15 protein-coding genes are annotated in these 16,504 nt (G+C 61.0%); 13 read left to right on the top strand and 2 right to left on the bottom strand.

Annotated elements, in window-relative coordinates; genetic code table 11:
• Window positions 1-2: 2 nt before the first annotated feature.
• The 5 genes from fhuA to FHU12_RS00365 all read left to right on the top strand — a co-directional run bounded on the left by fhuA (window position 3) and on the right by FHU12_RS00365 (window position 6,397).
• On the top strand, window positions 3-2,201 hold the full coding sequence (gene fhuA, locus FHU12_RS00345; RefSeq protein ID WP_141966694.1) for a ferrichrome porin FhuA: 2,199 nt from the start codon (window positions 3-5) through the stop codon (window positions 2,199-2,201).
• Window positions 2,202-2,248: 47 nt separating this feature from the next.
• Window positions 2,249-3,046 (top strand): Fe3+-hydroxamate ABC transporter ATP-binding protein FhuC, encoded by a 798-nt coding sequence (fhuC, locus tag FHU12_RS00350; protein ID WP_141966696.1) that lies wholly within the window; start codon window positions 2,249-2,251, stop codon window positions 3,044-3,046.
• Window positions 3,046-3,954 (top strand): Fe(3+)-hydroxamate ABC transporter substrate-binding protein FhuD, encoded by a 909-nt coding sequence (fhuD, locus tag FHU12_RS00355; RefSeq protein ID WP_038872395.1) that lies wholly within the window; start codon window positions 3,046-3,048, stop codon window positions 3,952-3,954. The genes fhuC and fhuD overlap by 1 nt, the downstream gene beginning before the upstream one ends.
• Window positions 3,951-5,939: a Fe(3+)-hydroxamate ABC transporter permease FhuB gene (fhuB, locus tag FHU12_RS00360; RefSeq protein ID WP_141966698.1), complete on the top strand. Its 1,989-nt coding sequence runs from the start codon at window positions 3,951-3,953 to the stop codon at window positions 5,937-5,939. Before fhuD ends, fhuB begins: the two co-directional genes overlap by 4 nt.
• A 305-nt stretch (window positions 5,940-6,244) precedes the next feature.
• Window positions 6,245-6,397 (top strand): Hok/Gef family protein, encoded by a 153-nt coding sequence (locus FHU12_RS00365; RefSeq protein WP_004937610.1) that lies wholly within the window; start codon window positions 6,245-6,247, stop codon window positions 6,395-6,397.
• Between the two features lie 123 nt (window positions 6,398-6,520).
• Here FHU12_RS00365 and metK read toward each other — a convergent pair whose 3' ends face one another.
• Entirely contained in the window at window positions 6,521-7,675 is a 1,155-nt protein-coding gene (gene metK / locus FHU12_RS00370; RefSeq protein ID WP_016926681.1) for a methionine adenosyltransferase, read from the bottom strand.
• A 529-nt stretch (window positions 7,676-8,204) separates the two neighbouring features.
• Between metK and yqgG the strand changes: the two genes are divergently transcribed.
• The 4 genes from yqgG to FHU12_RS00390 all read left to right on the top strand — a co-directional run bounded on the left by yqgG (window position 8,205) and on the right by FHU12_RS00390 (window position 12,287).
• A complete protein-coding gene (gene yqgG, locus FHU12_RS27620) occupies window positions 8,205-8,348 on the top strand; it encodes a small protein YqgG (RefSeq protein WP_464017219.1) in 144 nt (47 codons plus the stop codon).
• Window positions 8,349-8,582: 234 nt separating this feature from the next.
• A complete protein-coding gene (gene speA / locus FHU12_RS00380; RefSeq protein ID WP_028127388.1) occupies window positions 8,583-10,559 on the top strand; it encodes a biosynthetic arginine decarboxylase in 1,977 nt (658 codons plus the stop codon).
• A gap of 319 nt (window positions 10,560-10,878) precedes the next feature.
• Window positions 10,879-11,799 (top strand): agmatinase, encoded by a 921-nt coding sequence (gene speB, locus FHU12_RS00385; protein ID WP_141966700.1) that lies wholly within the window; start codon window positions 10,879-10,881, stop codon window positions 11,797-11,799.
• A gap of 335 nt (window positions 11,800-12,134) precedes the next feature.
• Window positions 12,135-12,287 carry a Hok/Gef family protein gene (locus FHU12_RS00390; protein ID WP_033638576.1) on the top strand — a complete coding sequence of 51 codons (153 nt, stop codon included), beginning with the start codon at window positions 12,135-12,137 and terminating at the stop codon, window positions 12,285-12,287.
• 110 nt (window positions 12,288-12,397) lie between these two features.
• On the opposite strand, the gene FHU12_RS00395 is transcribed toward FHU12_RS00390, so the two are convergent.
• Window positions 12,398-13,639, bottom strand: coding sequence for an MFS transporter (locus tag FHU12_RS00395; protein WP_141966703.1), 1,242 nt, complete (start codon window positions 13,637-13,639; stop codon window positions 12,398-12,400).
• A 398-nt stretch (window positions 13,640-14,037) separates the two neighbouring features.
• Here FHU12_RS00395 and FHU12_RS00400 point away from each other — a divergent pair, with 398 nt between their 5' ends.
• Genes FHU12_RS00400 through FHU12_RS00415 form a run of 4 tightly spaced genes read left to right on the top strand, consistent with a single transcriptional unit; the run spans window position 14,038 to window position 16,482 of the window.
• Window positions 14,038-14,355 carry a non-heme iron oxygenase ferredoxin subunit gene (locus FHU12_RS00400; protein ID WP_004937614.1) on the top strand — a complete coding sequence of 106 codons (318 nt, stop codon included), beginning with the start codon at window positions 14,038-14,040 and terminating at the stop codon, window positions 14,353-14,355.
• Between the two features lie 2 nt (window positions 14,356-14,357).
• Entirely contained in the window at window positions 14,358-14,666 is a 309-nt protein-coding gene (locus FHU12_RS00405) for a recombinase-like helix-turn-helix domain-containing protein (RefSeq protein WP_073534198.1), read from the top strand.
• 20 nt (window positions 14,667-14,686) lie between these two features.
• Window positions 14,687-15,730, top strand: a complete 1,044-nt coding sequence (locus tag FHU12_RS00410; protein ID WP_043141261.1) for a Rieske 2Fe-2S domain-containing protein — start codon at window positions 14,687-14,689, stop codon at window positions 15,728-15,730.
• Complete coding sequence (locus FHU12_RS00415) at window positions 15,727-16,482, top strand: SDR family oxidoreductase (RefSeq protein WP_141966705.1); 756 nt, start codon at window positions 15,727-15,729, stop codon at window positions 16,480-16,482. The genes FHU12_RS00410 and FHU12_RS00415 overlap by 4 nt, the downstream gene beginning before the upstream one ends.
• Window positions 16,483-16,504: the final 22 nt, after the last annotated feature.

The following is a 16,504-nucleotide window of genomic DNA, read 5'->3' on the forward strand; positions in this document are numbered from 1 at the left end:
CTATGCCGACCAAGCGTCTTTCATCATCCGCGGCCAAGCAGGGCCGTACCCCCGTCAGCGCGTTAGCCATCACCGTCGCTGCGGCGTTGGGCACGCTGGCGATGCCGGCTTTTTCCGCCGACGCCAAGCCGGCCGCCAAGGAAGACACGATTACCGTTGTGGGCGGTAGCAATACCGCCCAGCAGGAAAGCGCCTGGGGGCCGGTCGGCACCTATGTCGCCAAGCGCAGCGCCACCGGCACCAAAACCGATACGCCGATCGAAAAGAACCCGCAGTCCGTTTCCGTAGTAACGCGTGAAGAGATGGACATGCGTCAGCCGGATACGGTGAAGGGCGCTCTGGCCTATGCGCCGGGCGTATTCGCCAGCCGCGGCAGCTCCACGACCTATGATGCGGTGGCGATCCGCGGCTTCCCGGCCACCAACACCACCCAGTATCTGGATGGCCTGCGGTTGCTGGGCGACAACTACAGCGAAGCGTCCATCGATCCTTACTTCCTTGAGCGCGCCGAGCTACTGCGCGGCCCGGTCTCGGTGCTGTACGGCAAAAGCAACCCCGGCGGCCTGGTCGCGATGGTCAGCAAACGGCCAACCACCGAGCCGCTGCGCGAAATTCAGTTCAAAATGGGCACCGATAACCTGTTCCAGACCGGTTTCGATTTCAGCGACGCGCTGGACGATCAGGGTATCTATTCTTACCGCCTGACCGGCCTGGCGAAAGACAGCGATTCGCAGCAGAACATGAGCAAAGAGAAGCGCTATGCGATCGCACCGTCCTTTAGCTGGCGTCCGGATGACAAAACCAACTTCACGCTGTTGGCCAACATTCAAAACGATCCTTATACCGGTTATTACGGCTGGCTGCCGAAGCAGGGCACGCTGATCCCGCTGCCGAACGGCGGTAAGCTGCCGACCGATTTCAACGAAGGCGAAGCCAGCAACTACACCTCCCGCAAACAGCGGATGATCGGCTACAGCTTCGAACATGCCTTCAACGATACCTGGGCGGTGCGCCAGAATCTGCGCTATATGCAGCTGGAAACCGACATGAAGAGCATCTATGGCAGCGGCGTTTCTGCGGCGACGCCGACGACGATTAATCGCGCCTATGTCCAGTCGAAAGAACACCTGAACAATTTCTCTGTGGATACCCAGGCGCAGGCGAAGGTGAAAACCGGCGATATCGACCACACGCTGTTGTTCGGCGTGGACTACATGCGCATGCGTAACGATATCAATGCCGCATTTGGCTCTGCGGACGGTCTGAGCATGACCAATCCGCAATACGGGAATGACGCGGTCAATATCAACTTCCCTTACCATTACCTGAACCGTCAGGAGCAAACCGGCCTGTATGTGCAGGAGCAAGGGGAGTGGAACCAGTGGCTATTGACGCTGGGCGGGCGCTATGACTGGGCGAAGACTTCCGCTTATAACCGCGATACGAGTTCGACGAGCCAGCAGACCGATCGCCAGTTCACCTGGCGCGGCGGCCTCAACTACCTGTTCGACAACGGCGTGACGCCGTATTTCAGCTACAGCGAATCGTTTGAACCGAATCTGGGCACGACGCAAGGGGGCAGCACATTCAAGCCGTCGATCGGCAAGCAGTATGAAGCCGGCGTGAAATACGTGCCGAAGGATCGTCCGATCGTGCTGACCGGTGCCCTGTATCAGCTGACCAAGAACAACAACCTGACGCCGGATCCGGATAACGCGCAGTTCAGCGTGCAGAGCGGCGAGATCCGTTCGCGCGGCGTGGAGCTGGAAGCCAAGGCGGCGTTGAATGCCAACGTCAACCTGATCGCCTCCTATACCTATACCGATGCGAAATACACCAAGGACAATACCTATCAGGGCAAACCGACCGTCGAAGTGCCGAAACACATGGCGTCGCTGTGGGCGGATTATACCTTCCACGAAACGGCGGTGAGCGGTTTGACGCTGGGTTCCGGGGTGCGTTACGTTGGCTCCAGCTCGAGCTTCAACAGCGATAACACCACCTTCAAGGTGCCAGACTACACGCTGGTGGACGCCACCATTAAATACGATCTGGCGCGCTTTGGCCTGCCGGGCTCGTCCGTGGGCGTCAACATCAACAACCTGTTCGACAAGACCTACGTGTCGAGCTGCTACCGCGACTACGCCTGCTACTGGGGCGCAGAACGCCAGGTGGTCGCCACCGCAACCTTCCGTTTCTAACCGGATAGCCGGGGCGGCGCCGCGTCGCCCCGGACAAAGCAGGATCTATGCAGGACAAACTTCTTAATCCCGGCGCGGCCTTCGCGCTGGATAACGCCAGCTTCGCCGTCCCCGGTCGGGTGCTGCTGCAACCGCTGTCGCTCAGTTTTCCCCAGGGCAACGTCTGCGGCCTGATCGGTCACAACGGTTCCGGTAAATCCACGCTGTTGAAACTGCTCGGGCGGCACCATGCGCCCAGCGGCGGCCAGGTCTTGCTCAATCGGCAGCCGTTGGCGCAGTGGGACAGCAAATCCTTCGCCCGCCAGGTGGCCTACCTGCCGCAGCAGTTGCCGGCGGCGGAAGGCATGACGGTGCGTGAGCTGGTGGCCGTCGGCCGCTATCCGTGGCACGGCGCGCTGGGGCGTTTTGGCGCCAACGATCGCCAGTTGGTTGAAGAGGCCATTTCACTGGTGGGGCTGAAGCCGTTCGCCAACCGCCTGGTGGACAGCCTGTCCGGCGGCGAGCGCCAACGCGCCTGGCTGGCGATGATGGTGGCGCAGGACAGCCGCTGCCTGCTGCTCGACGAACCGACGTCGGCGCTGGACATCGCGCACCAGGTCGAGGTGCTGGCGCTCATTCAGCGCTTGAGCCGCGAACGCGATCTCACGGTGATCGCCGTGCTGCACGACATCAACATGGCGGCGCGCTACTGCGATCATCTGGTGGCGCTGCGCGGCGGTGAAATGATCGCTCAGGGCGGCCCGCTGGAACTGATGCAGGGGCCGGTGCTGGAGCAAATTTACGGTATTCCTATGGGCACGTTGCCGCACCCGAGCGGCGGCGCGCCGGTGAGTTTTGTCTACTGATGTCTTCTGCATTCACTTCTTCTCACGATCCGCTGCGCCGCCGTTTGTTGATGGCGCTGGCGCTGTCACCGCTGTTGGGCTCGTTGCCCGGCCGGGCGGCGGATGCGCCGCCGGATATCGCGCGCGTTGCGGCGCTGGAATGGCTGCCGATCGAACTGCTGCTGGCATTGGGCGTGACGCCGCTGGCGGTGGCCGATGTGCATAACTACAACCTGTGGGTGGCGGAGCCGAAGCTGCCGGCGACGGTGGTCGACGTCGGTCAGCGCACCGAACCTAACCTCGAACTGCTGCAGCAGCTCCAGCCTTCGCTGGTGTTGCTGTCGCAAGGCTATGGCCCGACGCCGCGAAAAATCCAACCCATCGCGCCAACCATGAGCTTCGGCTTCAACGACGGCAGCGGCAAACCGCTGACCGTCGCCCGCCAGTCGCTGCTGGCGCTGGGCCAGCGGTTGGGCATAGAAAGCCGGGCGGTAAACCACCTGGCGCAGTTCGACGGCTTTATGCAGGACGCGCGTCAGCGCCTGCAAAGCTATACCCGGCAACCGCTGCTGTTGTTTTCGCTGATCGACACGCGCCATGCGTTGATCATCGGCCAGAAAAGCCTGTTCCAGGAAGCGATGGACCAACTGGGCATCCGCAATGCTTGGCAGGAGCAAACCGACTTTTGGGGCACGGCGGTGGTGGGGATTGAACGGTTGGCTACGGTGCGTAACGCGCGGGTCATTTATCTGGATCACGGCAATCAGGCGATGATGGACAAGGTCAGCGCGACGCCGCTGTGGCAGTCGTTGCCCTTTGTGCGGCAAAACCAGCTGCGGCAGGTGCCGGCGGTGTGGTTCTACGGCGCCACGCTGTCGACGATGCGGTTTTGCCGCCTGTTGGCGCAGGCCCAGGAGAGTGCGGCATGAATGCAGGCATCCGGAGATTACCGCTGACGCTGATCCTGCTGTTGCTGGCGGCGGCAGGCGGCCTGACGATATACAACCTGGCGCAGCAGCTGCCGCCGGCGCAATGGGTGCGGGCGCTCAGCGCGCCGGACATCGACGACGTGCGGCAAATGCTGTTCCATTACAGCCTGCTGCCGCGGTTGACGGTGTCGCTGTTGGCCGGCGCCGGTCTGGGGTTGGTCGGCGTCCTGTTCCAGCAGGTGCTGCGCAATCCGTTGGCGGAGCCGTCGACGCTCGGCGTTGCCGCCGGCGCCCAGCTCGGCCTGACCATCGCCACGCTGTGGGTGCTGCCGGGGGGCGAATTCACTCGCCAACTGGCCGCTATGGTGGGCGCGATTGTGGTGGGCGGGCTGGTGTTCGGCGTCGCCTGGGGCAAGCGGATGTCGCCGGTCACGCTGATTCTGGCCGGGCTGGTGCTGGGGCTGTACTGCGGCGCGGTCAACAGCCTGTTGGCGCTGTTTCATTACGATCAGCTGCAGGGCATGTTCCTGTGGGGCACTGGCGCGTTGAACCAACAGGACTGGAGCGCCGTGCAGTTCATTCTGCCGCGTTTGCTGGTGGCCGGCGCGCTGGCGGCGCTGTTGCTGCGCCCGCTGACGCTGCTGGGGCTGGACGACGGCGTGGCGCGCAACCTGGGGCTGGGGCTATCGATGGCGCGCTTCTGCACCCTGGGGCTGGCCATTATCTTCAGCGCCATGTTGGTGAGTGCGGTGGGCGTTATCGGCTTTATCGGCCTGTTTGCACCGCTGATGGCGAAGATGTTGGGCGCGCGCCGCCTGGCGCACCGCATGATGTTGGCGCCGTTGCTGGGGGCGCTGTTGCTGTGGTTGACCGATCAGGTGATGCTCGGGGTAACGCAGGTGTGGCGCGAGATCCCGACCGGCGCGGCCACCGCGCTGTTCGGTGCTCCGCTGCTGCTGTGGCTGCTGCCGCGTTTGCGCAGCGCCGCCACGCCGCCGCCGATGAACCTCGGCGACAAGGTGCCTGCCGAACGCGGGAATCTGCCTGCCTGGATCCTGGTGGGGGGCCTCGTACTGCTGATCGGCCTGACGCTGGCGCTGATGCTGGGCAAAAATGCCGGCGGCTGGCACTGGAGCCTGGGCGCGGAACTGGACTCCTTGCTGCCGTGGCGCTGGCCGCGGGTGCTGTCGGCGCTGGCGGCGGGCATGATGCTGGCGGTCGCTGGCACGCTGATCCAGAAATTGACCGGCAACCCGATGGCCAGCCCGGAAGTGCTGGGCATTAGTTCCGGCGCCGCTTTTGGCGTCGTGATGATGCTGTTTATGGTGCCGGGCGACGCCTTCGTTTGGCTGCTGCCCGCCGGCAGCCTGGGGGCGGCCGCGACGCTGCTTATCATCATGATCGCCGCAGGCCGCGGCGGTTTCTCGGCGGAACGTATGCTGCTCGCCGGTATCGCGCTCAGCACCGCCTTTACCACTGTCATCTTCCTGCTGTTGGCCAGCGGCGATCCGCGTATGGGGGGCTTGCTGACCTGGCTCTCCGGCTCGACCTATTCGGTGGAGCCGGCGCAGGCGCTGCGTACCGCGCTGGTGGCCGCCGGCCTGATGGTATTGGCGCCGCTGTGCCGCCGTTGGTTGACCATCCTGCCGCTCGGCGGCGCCACCGCCCGTTCGGTGGGCATTGCGCTGACGCCGGCGCGGTTGGCCATTCTTTTATTGGCTGCCGTGCTGACCGCGATGGCGACCCTGACCGTCGGGCCGTTGAGCTTTGTCGGGCTGATGGCGCCGCATATGGCGCGCATGCTGGGCTTCCGCCGCGCGCTGCCGCAGATGGTGATCGCCGCGCTGCTGGGCGGCTTGCTGATGGTGTTTGCCGACTGGTGCGGGCGGATGCTGCTGTTCCCGTATCAGATCCCCGCCGGGTTATTGGCGACCTTTATCGGTGCGCCGTACTTCGTTTATCTGCTGCGTAAGCAGACGTCGTAAGCCTCGCTCTCACCTTGTTTTCTCTGCCCTCAAGGGCCCAGCGTTGCTGGGCCTTTTTTCAACGCCTTACAAGGCGTTGCGTGCCGCTGCGCAAGAAAGACATTTAACGTGAAAAGGAACGCGGGAAGAGAGGGGGAAGTGAATATACTGCGGGCGGGTGCTCTGGATCTTTGTCTCTGGAGCCCGTGCGAAAGAGATAAAGAGAAAAGCCCCGAGTCGATATCCATCAACCCGAGGCCTACTCTAACGCGTGACAACGTTAAGTTAGCCTCTTACCCGCCGCGAGGCAAGGAGAAGAAGGCATGATGCCGAACAAACGGAGCCTGTTAAAATTGGTGGTTATTTGTGCCACGGTAATATCACTGGCATGGATAACCCGCAGCACGCTGTGTGAGCTGCGGATCCGATCGGGCACTACGGAGGTTGCGGCCATTTTGGCTTACGAATCCGAACGGTAAGGCAACCCGGCGGCGGGGGCTTTGCCTCCGCTTGCCGGCAGTCGATGCGTTGATCCAGGAGCACCCATCTGCTCAAAAAAAACGGCGAGCCCAGGCTCGCCGTTTTCATGTTGATGTCGGGGCTTATTTCAGGCCGGCGGCATCGCGCAGCAGTGCGGCTTTGTCGGTCGCTTCCCACGGGAAGTGCTCGCGGCCGAAGTGGCCGTAGGCAGCAGTTTCGCGGTAGATCGGTTGCAGCAGATCCATCATCTGGATCAGGCCATATGGGCGCAGATCGAAGAATTCGCGCACCAGTAGCGTCAGCTGCTCGGTTGGCACTTTCTCGGTACCGAAGGTTTCCACCATGATGGAGGTCGGTTCCGCTACGCCGATAGCGTAAGACACCTGAATCTCGCAGCGATCGGCCAGGCCGGCGGCGACGATGTTTTTCGCCACGTAGCGCGCCGCGTAAGCCGCGGAACGGTCAACCTTGGACGGATCCTTACCGGAGAAGGCGCCGCCGCCGTGGCGAGCCATGCCGCCGTAGGTGTCGACGATGATTTTACGGCCGGTCAGGCCGCAGTCGCCCATCGGGCCGCCGATAACGAAACGGCCGGTCGGGTTGATGTGGTATTTGGTGCCCGCCGTCAGCCATTCCGCCGGCAGGACCGGTTTGATGATCTCTTCCATCACCGCTTCTTGCAGATCTTTCAGCGAGATGTCTTCTGAGTGCTGGGTGGACAGTACCACGGCGTCGATGCCGACGATTTTGCCGTCGTCGTACTGGAAGGTCACCTGGCTCTTCGCGTCCGGACGCAGCCACGGCAGGGTGCCGTTTTTCCGCACTTCGGACTGGCGCTGCACCAGACGGTGCGCGTAGGTCACCGGGGCCGGCATCAGCACGTCGGTTTCGTTGGTGGCGTAGCCAAACATCAAGCCCTGATCGCCGGCGCCCTGCTCGAGAGGATCGGTACGGTCAACGCCCTGATTGATGTCCGGGGATTGTTTACCGATGGCGCTCAATACTGCGCAGGAGTTGGCGTCAAAGCCCATGTCCGAATGAACGTAGCCGATCTCGCGCACGGTCTTGCGGGTGATCTCTTCGATATCGACCCAGGCGCTGGTGGTGATTTCACCGCCGACCAGCACCATGCCGGTTTTCACGTAGGTTTCGCAGGCGACGCGCGCCTTCGGATCTTGTTCCAGGATGGCGTCGAGGACGGCATCGGAGATCTGATCGGCGATTTTATCGGGATGTCCTTCGGAGACGGATTCGGACGTGAAGAGGTGTTTAGCCATTGTGTTCTTTACCTTGCATAAGACGGGTTAGAAATTACTGCACAGCGCTGGAGATCCGGCATCAAAGCGAAGGGTCTTCCGCTGATGGCGCGAGATGCATCCTGCAACGCCCCTCAGGCAAAGCCGTTAAGCAGTTTATCAGTTAACCAGTATAGATGGATTAACATCTGGACGTCTATTTTAGGTCAGGGTTTAGCCAGATTGCCAGTAATTTTTTGCGCTTTCGCTCTTTTACGCAAACGGGTTGGCGCCATTTTCATCGCTTGAAACAGTTTTCGGCGAATTTTCATTTTGCTTTTTCACCTTCTTACCGGTATAAACTGCGCGCGCGGTTCATTTGCTGCACAGTACGGCGATTGGCGCTGGGGAAGATGTGATAAACTTCCGCTTTGCATTCGCCGGCGTTGCGCTATTATCCGTCGCGGGCGTTCGCCGTGGCGCCGCCGCTTCATCGAACGGTCACGTTCTTACACTATTTTAGAGGCTGGGTCGTTCACTGTGAACGGCGCGCGTGGAGGTGGTTGGATTAATGATCCGTTGTCTACCGGTTGTTGGTTCCCAACAGCAGTGCCGTTCTGGCGCACATTCTTCTGCTATTTCCCGTCTTGTCTCTCTGTCACTTACCAGGTGCGATAAACACTTGGCCGCTACTCAGGATTCTCGGGCCGGCTAACGGTCGTCTGAAGAACTGAACAAGGGTAGCCTGCAGCCTTCCTGTGGGATGTTTCTTGGCCCGATTCACGAGGTTTGAACAGGGTGTCTTACAATTATATGAGTGATAAACCGATCGCTGACCGCGAACGGCAGTTCTCTTCGCTGCCGCCGGCGCGGCTTGTTGGGTTGTTCTCGCGGGTTGTAGCTGCGATAGTGGCTGACGGTTTCGTCAGTGCGGAATGTGAGGCGAACCATGTCTGATGATCTGTTGATTCACCGCCCGCCGGTTGCGGGCGAGTCTTTATCTTTGCGCTCCATGCAGGAGGTTGCCATGAATGATCGTAATGCCAGCAAGATGCTGCGTACTTATAACGTCGCCTACTGGGGCAACAATTACTATGACGTCAACGAGCTGGGCCATATCAGCGTGTGCCCGGACCCGGATGTCCCGCAGGCGCGCGTCGATCTGGCAGAACTGGTGAAAACGCGCCAGAAAGACGGCCAACGTCTGCCGGCGCTGTTCTGCTTCCCGCAGATCCTTCAGCATCGCCTGCGCTCTATCAACGCCGCGTTCAAACGCGCGCGTGAGTCCTTCGGCTACCAGGGCGGTTATTTCCTGGTGTATCCGATCAAGGTGAACCAACACCGCCGCGTGATTGAATCGCTGGTGAACTCCGGCGAACCGCTGGGGCTGGAAGCCGGCTCCAAGGCTGAGCTGATGGCGGTGCTGGCGCATGCCGGCATGACCCGTTCGGTGATCGTCTGTAACGGCTATAAAGATCGTGAATACATTCGCCTGGCGCTGATCGGGGAAAAGCTGGGGCACAAGGTGTACCTGGTGATCGAGAAGATGTCCGAGATCAACCTGGTGCTGGAAGAAGCCGAGCGGCTGAACGTCATACCGCGCCTGGGCGTGCGTGCGCGTCTGGCGTCCCAAGGCTCCGGCAAATGGCAGTCGAGCGGCGGCGAAAAATCCAAGTTCGGCCTGGCGGCGGTGCAGGTGCTGAAGCTGGTGGAAACCCTGCGTGAAGCGGGCCGCCTCGACAGCCTGCAGCTGCTGCACTTCCACCTGGGTTCGCAACTGGCCAACATTCGCGACATCGCCACCGGCGTGCGCGAATCGGCGCGCTTCTACGTTGAGCTGCACAAGCTGGGCGTCAACATTCAGTGCTTCGACGTGGGCGGCGGCTTGGGCGTCGACTACGAAGGCACCCGCTCGCAGTCCGATTGCTCGGTGAACTACGGCCTGAACGAATATGCCAACAACGTGATTTGGGGCATCGGCGACGCCTGTAACGAACACGGCCTGCCGCACCCGACGGTGATCACCGAGTCCGGCCGCGCCGTAACCGCGCACCACACGGTGCTGGTCTCCAACGTGATCGGCGTCGAGCGCAACGAGTTCAGCGAACCGCAGCCGCCGGAAGCCGACGCGCCGCGCGCGCTGGAAAGCATGTGGGAAACCTGGCTGGAAATGAACGAGCCGGAGAACCGCCGCTCGCTGCGCGAATGGCTGCATGACAGCCAGATGGATCTGCACGACGTGCATACCCAATACGCGCACGGCATGCTGGACTTGACCAAGCGCGCCTGGGCCGAGCAGCTGTATCTGAACATCTGCAACAAGATCCAGCAGCAGCTCGATCCGAGCAACCGTGCGCACCGTCCTATCATCGACGAACTGCAAGAGCGCATGGCGGACAAGTTCTACGTCAACTTCTCGCTGTTCCAGTCGATGCCGGATGCCTGGGGCATCGATCAGCTGTTCCCGGTGCTGCCGCTGGAAGGGCTGGATAAGCCGCCGGAAGGCCGCGCGGTGCTGCTCGACATCACCTGCGACTCCGATGGCACCATCGACCATTACGTTGACGGCGACGGCGTGGCGACCACCATGCCGATGCCGCCGTACGATCCGGAGAATCCGCCGGCGTTGGGCTTCTTCATGGTCGGTGCGTACCAGGAAATCCTCGGCAACATGCACAACCTGTTCGGCGACACCGCCTCGGTTGACGTTTACGTGTTCCCGGACGGCAGCGTCGAGACCGAGCTGTCCGACGAGGGTGACACCGTGGCGGACATGCTGGAGTACGTGCAGCTCGATCCGAGCGCGTTGCTGTCCAAGTTCCGCGATCAGGTCAAAGAAACCGATCTGGACAGCGAGCTGCAGGCGCAGTTCCTGGAAGAGTTTGAGGCCGGTCTGTACGGCTACACGTATCTGGAAGACGAGTAACCGCCCTCTTCAGGGGGGGCGATGTCGGCCCCCTTGAAGCATGAACAAAATGCGGCCATAATCTGCTGCATCGGTAGCACCGAAACAAACATCGAATTACCCGTCATACTTGAAGTTGCCTCTGTGTTGGCTGCGTGCGTTCACCCCAGTTACTTACTTGAGTAAGCTCCTGGGGATTCCCGCCCTGGCCGTCTTGATGCAACTCCAATTATCCAGGGTATCAATCCCTTTCTCGTCGGGCTAACGACGCGGGAGGGATTTTTTTTTGTAACGGCTCGGCGTCTGCGCCCGGCAACTTGTTGAACTACGAGGGTTTACTATGAGCACCTTAGGCCATCAGTCCGATAATTCATTAGTGTCCAACGCCTTTGGTTTCCTGCGCTTTCCGCTGAATTTCATGCCTTACGACAGCGATGCAGAGTGGGTCATCACCGGCATTCCGTTTGACATGGCGACCTCCGGTCGCGCCGGTGGCCGTCACGGCCCGGCGGCCATCCGTCAGGTGTCCACCAACCTGGCCTGGGAAGGCAACCGTTGGCCGTGGAGCTTCGATCTGCGCGATCGGCTGAACGTGGTTGACTGCGGCGACATCGTGTTCGACTTCGGCGATGCGCAGGACATGAGCGACAAGCTGCAGGCGCACGCGGAGAAACTGCTGAAGGCCGGTAAGCGCATGCTCTCGTTCGGTGGCGACCACTTTGTCACCCTGCCGCTGCTGCGCGCGCACGCCAAGCATTTCGGCAAGCTGGCGCTGGTGCACTTTGACGCCCATACCGATACCTACGCCAACGGCAGCAAGTTCGACCACGGCACCATGTTCTACCATGCACCGAATGAAGGCCTGATCGATCCGCACCACTCGGTGCAGATCGGTATTCGTACCGAGTTCGATCATGACAACGGCTTTACCGTATTGGACGCCGCGCAGGTGAACGATCGCAGCGTGGACGACCTGCTGACCCAGATCAAAGGCATCGTCGGCGATATGCCGGTGTACCTGACCTTCGACATCGACTGCCTGGATCCGGCGTTCGCACCGGGCACCGGCACGCCGGTGATCGGCGGCCTGACTTCCGATCGCGCGCTGAAGCTGGTACGCGGCATGCAGTCGCTGAACATCGTCGGCATGGACGTGGTGGAAGTGGCGCCGGCCTATGACCAGTCCGAGATCACCGCGCTGGCCGCGGCGACCCTGGGCCTGGAGATGCTGTACCTGCAGGCGGCCAAGAAACACGCCTGACGCCAGACCACTCCTCGCTGAAAAAGCGGCTTCCATTGTATGGGGGCCGCTTTTTTTATTTCATTTGTCGCCATCCGCACTGTGATTTTCAGTCTGTTGCAACGCCTTTGCGCAATTTTGCGCAGAAATGAAACTGAGTCGGAGAAAAGGAACCGGGACAACGGAGAGGATGAATATACTGCGCGCGGGTGCTCTGGATCTTTGTATCTGGAGCCTGCGTGAAAGGTACAAAGAGAAAAGCCCCGAGTCGATATCCATCAACCCGAGGCCTACTCTAACGCCAGCAACGTTAAGTTAGCCTCTTACCCGCCGCGAGGCAAGGAGAAGAAGGCATGATGCCGAACAAACGGAGCCTGTTAAAATTGGTGGTTATTTGTGCCACGGTAATATCACTGGCATGGATAACTCGCAGCACGCTGTGTGAGCTGCGGATCCGATCGGGTAACACGGAGGTTGCGGCCATTTTGGCTTACGAATCCGAACGGTAAGGCAACCCGGCGACGGGGGATGTCCCCCGTCTGCTGATTGTTGGCGTCCAGATCCATGAGCACCCTCTCAACGCTGTCGGTTTTCCGCCGCACGGGACAGGGAAACGGGTTTATGCCCGCTTCACCTGCCGCGCCAGCAACATGCGGCCAAACAGTGCGCCGCCCGCCAGCAACGTCAGCAGCTGCGAGGCAATCAGCACCGCAAAGCCTGAAGACACCTTGCCCTGGCTGGCCATCACCATGCCCATCGCCATCGGCACAAACGCCGAGAACAGATTGCCGATGCCGTTGATCAGCCCATAGGCGCTGCCGACCGCCTCCGGCCGCGCATAATGCTGCAGCAGAGTGGGGATCGCCGCGCCCTGTGCGCCCCAACAGGCGTTGGCCGCCAGCAGGAAGAAGGCGATCCAGCCAAGCTGATGGCTGTTCATCACGCCATAAATGCACAGTGCGGTCGCCGCGCCGCCGCAAACGAAGATCAGCGGCGCCTGATAAGGGCGAATGCGATCGAGCAGCACGCCGCCGAGGTATTTGGAGGCGATGCTGACGATGAACGGCAGCGAGGCCATCCAGCCCATCTGCTTGATGGAAAAACCTTTTTCATCGGTCAGATATGCCGGAAGCCAGGCGCTGGAGCCCCACAGGTAGCTGAGCGTGGCGATCTCGATCAGCAGGATCCAGCCGAGCATCGGCGTGCGCCAGGCCAGTGCGAAGGTATGCCAGACGCGGCTCAGCCCGGGTTGCGGATCGGCAGAGCGTGAAGATGAGGGTGCGGGGAGCGGATGAACGAACAGCCGCACCAGCGCCAGGCCCAGCAGCAGGTTGATCAGCGCCAGCAGGTGAAACGACATTGCCCAACCGAAGTGCGCCATCAGAAAACTCACCAGCGGAAACCCGATCACCAGCCCCAACGAGACGCCCAGCGTGCTGACCGCGTTGGGTTTGCCGCGCTCGTCGGCGGCGAAATGATCGCCGATGTACATGGTCTTCAGCGAGAACAGGGGCCCTTCACTGACGCCCAGCAGCGCGCGCACCACGCACAGCAGCATCAGCGATCCCGCCAGCGGCGAGGCGGCGGTGAGCAGCGCCCACAGCACCACGCTCAGCGTCAGCGCGCGGCGGTAACCCATCAGCGTTTCCAGAAACGGCGTCAGCAACATGGCAGACAGGCCGTAGCCGAGCAAAAACACCGTCATCAGCGTGCCCTGGTGAGCGCGGTCGCCGCCGAGCTGGAAGTGTTGCAAGAAGTCGGGATTGACCAACATCACGGCGATATTGACCCGATCCGCATAGGCGATAACGATCAGAAACAGCAGGGCGATCACCCCAAACCAGCGTTGACGTTGTTGCACGTTGCGTTCCTCAATGCGAGCGGTTGACGAATTCAGGCAGCAGTAAACTCACCCGCGGAGGCCATTTCGCGCAAACGCGGGGGATGAGGCCGATTGATGTAAATTTATTGTTATCAAACAGGGTGTGAAAGACAGTGAGAAAACACTTTTACGCGCAATGCGTCGTCGGAATCAACGCATTTTTTGCCATAAATTAGCGGGAGAGCGCACAACTGACATAGGTTTTTCATATCGGTGCATGATTTCGTGATCCTTCCCGCATTTGTCATTTTTAAACAACCTTTCATTAACATTTGCCGCTCCGCTCGCTTGACGAAAGTTTCGCCACACTTATAGTGGCTGTATTAAATAAGAAACTGAGTTTCATATATGAAACAATCAGATAGAGGATAAAAGCAATGAGCTGGAAGAATGTGTGCGAAGTGTCTCAGGTGAAAGAAGATTTTCCTTTCTCCGGCAAAGTGGAAGGAAAAGAGATCGGGGTGTACCTGCTCGACGGTAACTACTACGCGCTGGAAGACGTTTGCCCGCATGCTTATGCCTTGCTCAGCCAGGGGTTTGTAGACGACGGCAAGGTTGAGTGCCCACTGCACGAAGCGCTGTTTGACGTGCGCACCGGCCAGTGCCTGCGCGAGCCGGGCGGCCGCGATCTGCAAACCTATCCCACCCGGGTGGTCGACAACCAAATCCAGATCACCTTTATCGCGGAGGAGTAATCATGCAGCACATCACCGATTTCAATCCCTGGCTGCCGGACACCCAACAGGTGACGCCGGCCCGCGAAGGCGGCAACGGTCAAATCCATCAGCCGGGCCAGTTCCGCAATGTCATCTGGCAAAACCGCGCCCGGGTGCCGGACGGTTTCGAAACCGCGCTGGTGGCGGCGCTGGAAACGATCTTCGAGCAGGGGGCGGAAGAGCTGGAGCAGATCGTCAGCGCGCTGAATCAGCGCCGCCTGTTCGATCGCAGCGGCCAACCGTGGAATGAGGCGACCTTCCGCGAATTCCTTCACGTTAACGGTTTCTGAGCCACATCCGGGAGAAGACAATGACAGCAAACACAACATCCTCCGAACAGAGCTTGCAGGACTATCTTGACCAGGGATTGCGCGGCATGTGGTATCCGGTGCTGGCCAGTTGGGAAGTGGGCAACAACCCGGTCGGCATCACCCGCCTTGAACAGCAAATCGTGGTGTGGCGCGACGGTGAAGGCCAGATCCACGCGCTGGAAGACCGCTGCCCGCACCGTGGCGCGCGGCTTTCCATGGGGTGGAACCTCGGCGATCGCATCGCCTGCTGGTATCACGGGGTGGAAGTCGGCGGCGATGGGACGGTGAAAGACGTGCCGGCGGTGGATCGCTGCCCGCTGGTGGGGCAAAAATGCCTGCGTTCTTACCCGGCCAAAGAAGCCTACGGCGCAGTGTTCCTCTATTTCGGCGTGACGGCGGATGAAGCGCCGGCGGAGCTGACTTTCCCGCAAGAGCTGGCGGACGAAGCGTCGTACAGCCACTTCCTGTGCACCGCCAGCTGGGACTGCAACTACCAGTACGCGTTGGAAAACGTGATGGATCCGATGCACGGCACCTATCTGCATTCCTCCTCGCACTCGATGGCGGAAGGGGATCGCAAGGCGGATATGGGGCTGGAGCCGACCGACAGCGGGTTTATCTTCAAAAAGAACGGACAGATCGGGGTTAACTTCGACTGGGTGGAATTCGGCAGCAGCGGCGCGTATTGGATGCGCCTGTCGATCCCGTACAAGAAGCGCTTTGGGCCGGGTGGTCACTTCTGGATCATCGGCATGGTGGTGCCGGAAGACAAGGATCACTGCCGGGTATTCTTCTGGCGCATCCGTAAGGTCAAGGACTGGCAGCGCGACATGTGGCGCTTCATGTACCGCAACCGCCTGGAATCATTGCATTGGGACGTGCTTGAGCAGGATCGCATCGTGCTTGAGAACATGGCACCTAACGCCCGTGGCCGCGAATACCTGTACCAGCACGACGTCGGTCTTTCACGCCTGCGCCGCCTGATGCAGAAAGAGGCGCAGAAACAGCTGGCGACGTTGCGCGAGCGGGAGGCGGCGCAGTGAACGGCCTGTTGAACGGTAAACGTATCGTGGTCACCGGTGCGGCGCGCGGCCTGGGTTACAGCTTCGCCGCCGCCATCGCCGCCGCCGGCGCGCAGGTGGTGATGTGCGACATCTTGGCGGATGAGCTGGCCGCGAGCGGTGCCGCGCTGCGCGAGCAGGGCGCTCGGGTGGAAACGCAGACGATCGACCTGGCGTCACCGGATTCGATCCGTTCGGCGTTCGAAAAGATCGCCGCTGGCGGCGGGATCGACGGCCTGGTGAACAACGCGGCGCTGGCGACCGGCATCGGTGGCAAAACCATGATGGAATACGATATCGATCTGTGGGATCGCGTGATGCAGGTCAACGTGCGCGGTACCTGGCTGGTGAGCCAGGCGGCGGTGCCGCTGCTGGCACGCAACCCGCATGCCAAAATCGTCAACGTGGCGTCGGACACTGCGCTGTGGGGCGCGCCGCGCCTGATGGCCTATGTCGCCAGTAAAGGCGCGGTGATTGCAATGACCCGTTCGATGGCGCGCGAGCTGGGCCCGCAGGGCATCTGCGTCAACGCCATCGCACCGGGCCTGACGCGGGTGGAGGCCACCGAGTATGTGCCCGCCGAGCGCCATCAGCTGTATGAGCAGGGGCGCGCGCTGGCCGGGGCGCAGCATCCGGACGATGTGAACGGTACGGTGCTTTATCTGCTGTCGTCGCTGGCGGATTTCGTCACCGGCCAACTGCTGCCGGTCAACGGCGGCTTCGTATTCAACTGAGGCCCGCAGGGCTGGCGCACAG

Source organism: Serratia marcescens (assembly GCF_006715005.1).
In the GTDB taxonomy this organism is placed as follows: domain Bacteria; phylum Pseudomonadota; class Gammaproteobacteria; order Enterobacterales; family Enterobacteriaceae; genus Serratia; species Serratia montpellierensis.

Excerpts from the sequence above, each read along its gene's own strand:
- fhuA (WP_141966694.1), top strand. The coding sequence starts at position 3 with ATGCCGACCAAGCGTCTTTCATCATCCGCGGCCAAGCAGGGCCGTACC.
- fhuC (WP_141966696.1), top strand. The coding sequence starts at position 2,249 with ATGCAGGACAAACTTCTTAATCCCGGCGCGGCCTTCGCGCTGGATAAC.
- fhuD (WP_038872395.1), top strand. The coding sequence starts at position 3,046 with ATGTCTTCTGCATTCACTTCTTCTCACGATCCGCTGCGCCGCCGTTTG.
- fhuB (WP_141966698.1), top strand. The coding sequence starts at position 3,951 with ATGAATGCAGGCATCCGGAGATTACCGCTGACGCTGATCCTGCTGTTG.
- FHU12_RS00365 (WP_004937610.1), top strand. The coding sequence starts at position 6,245 with ATGCCGAACAAACGGAGCCTGTTAAAATTGGTGGTTATTTGTGCCACG.
- metK (WP_016926681.1), bottom strand. The coding sequence starts at position 7,675 with ATGGCTAAACACCTCTTCACGTCCGAATCCGTCTCCGAAGGACATCCC.
- yqgG (WP_464017219.1), top strand. The coding sequence starts at position 8,205 with ATGATCCGTTGTCTACCGGTTGTTGGTTCCCAACAGCAGTGCCGTTCT.
- speA (WP_028127388.1), top strand. The coding sequence starts at position 8,583 with ATGTCTGATGATCTGTTGATTCACCGCCCGCCGGTTGCGGGCGAGTCT.
- speB (WP_141966700.1), top strand. The coding sequence starts at position 10,879 with ATGAGCACCTTAGGCCATCAGTCCGATAATTCATTAGTGTCCAACGCC.
- FHU12_RS00390 (WP_033638576.1), top strand. The coding sequence starts at position 12,135 with ATGCCGAACAAACGGAGCCTGTTAAAATTGGTGGTTATTTGTGCCACG.
- FHU12_RS00400 (WP_004937614.1), top strand. The coding sequence starts at position 14,038 with ATGAGCTGGAAGAATGTGTGCGAAGTGTCTCAGGTGAAAGAAGATTTT.
- FHU12_RS00405 (WP_073534198.1), top strand. The coding sequence starts at position 14,358 with ATGCAGCACATCACCGATTTCAATCCCTGGCTGCCGGACACCCAACAG.
- FHU12_RS00410 (WP_043141261.1), top strand. The coding sequence starts at position 14,687 with ATGACAGCAAACACAACATCCTCCGAACAGAGCTTGCAGGACTATCTT.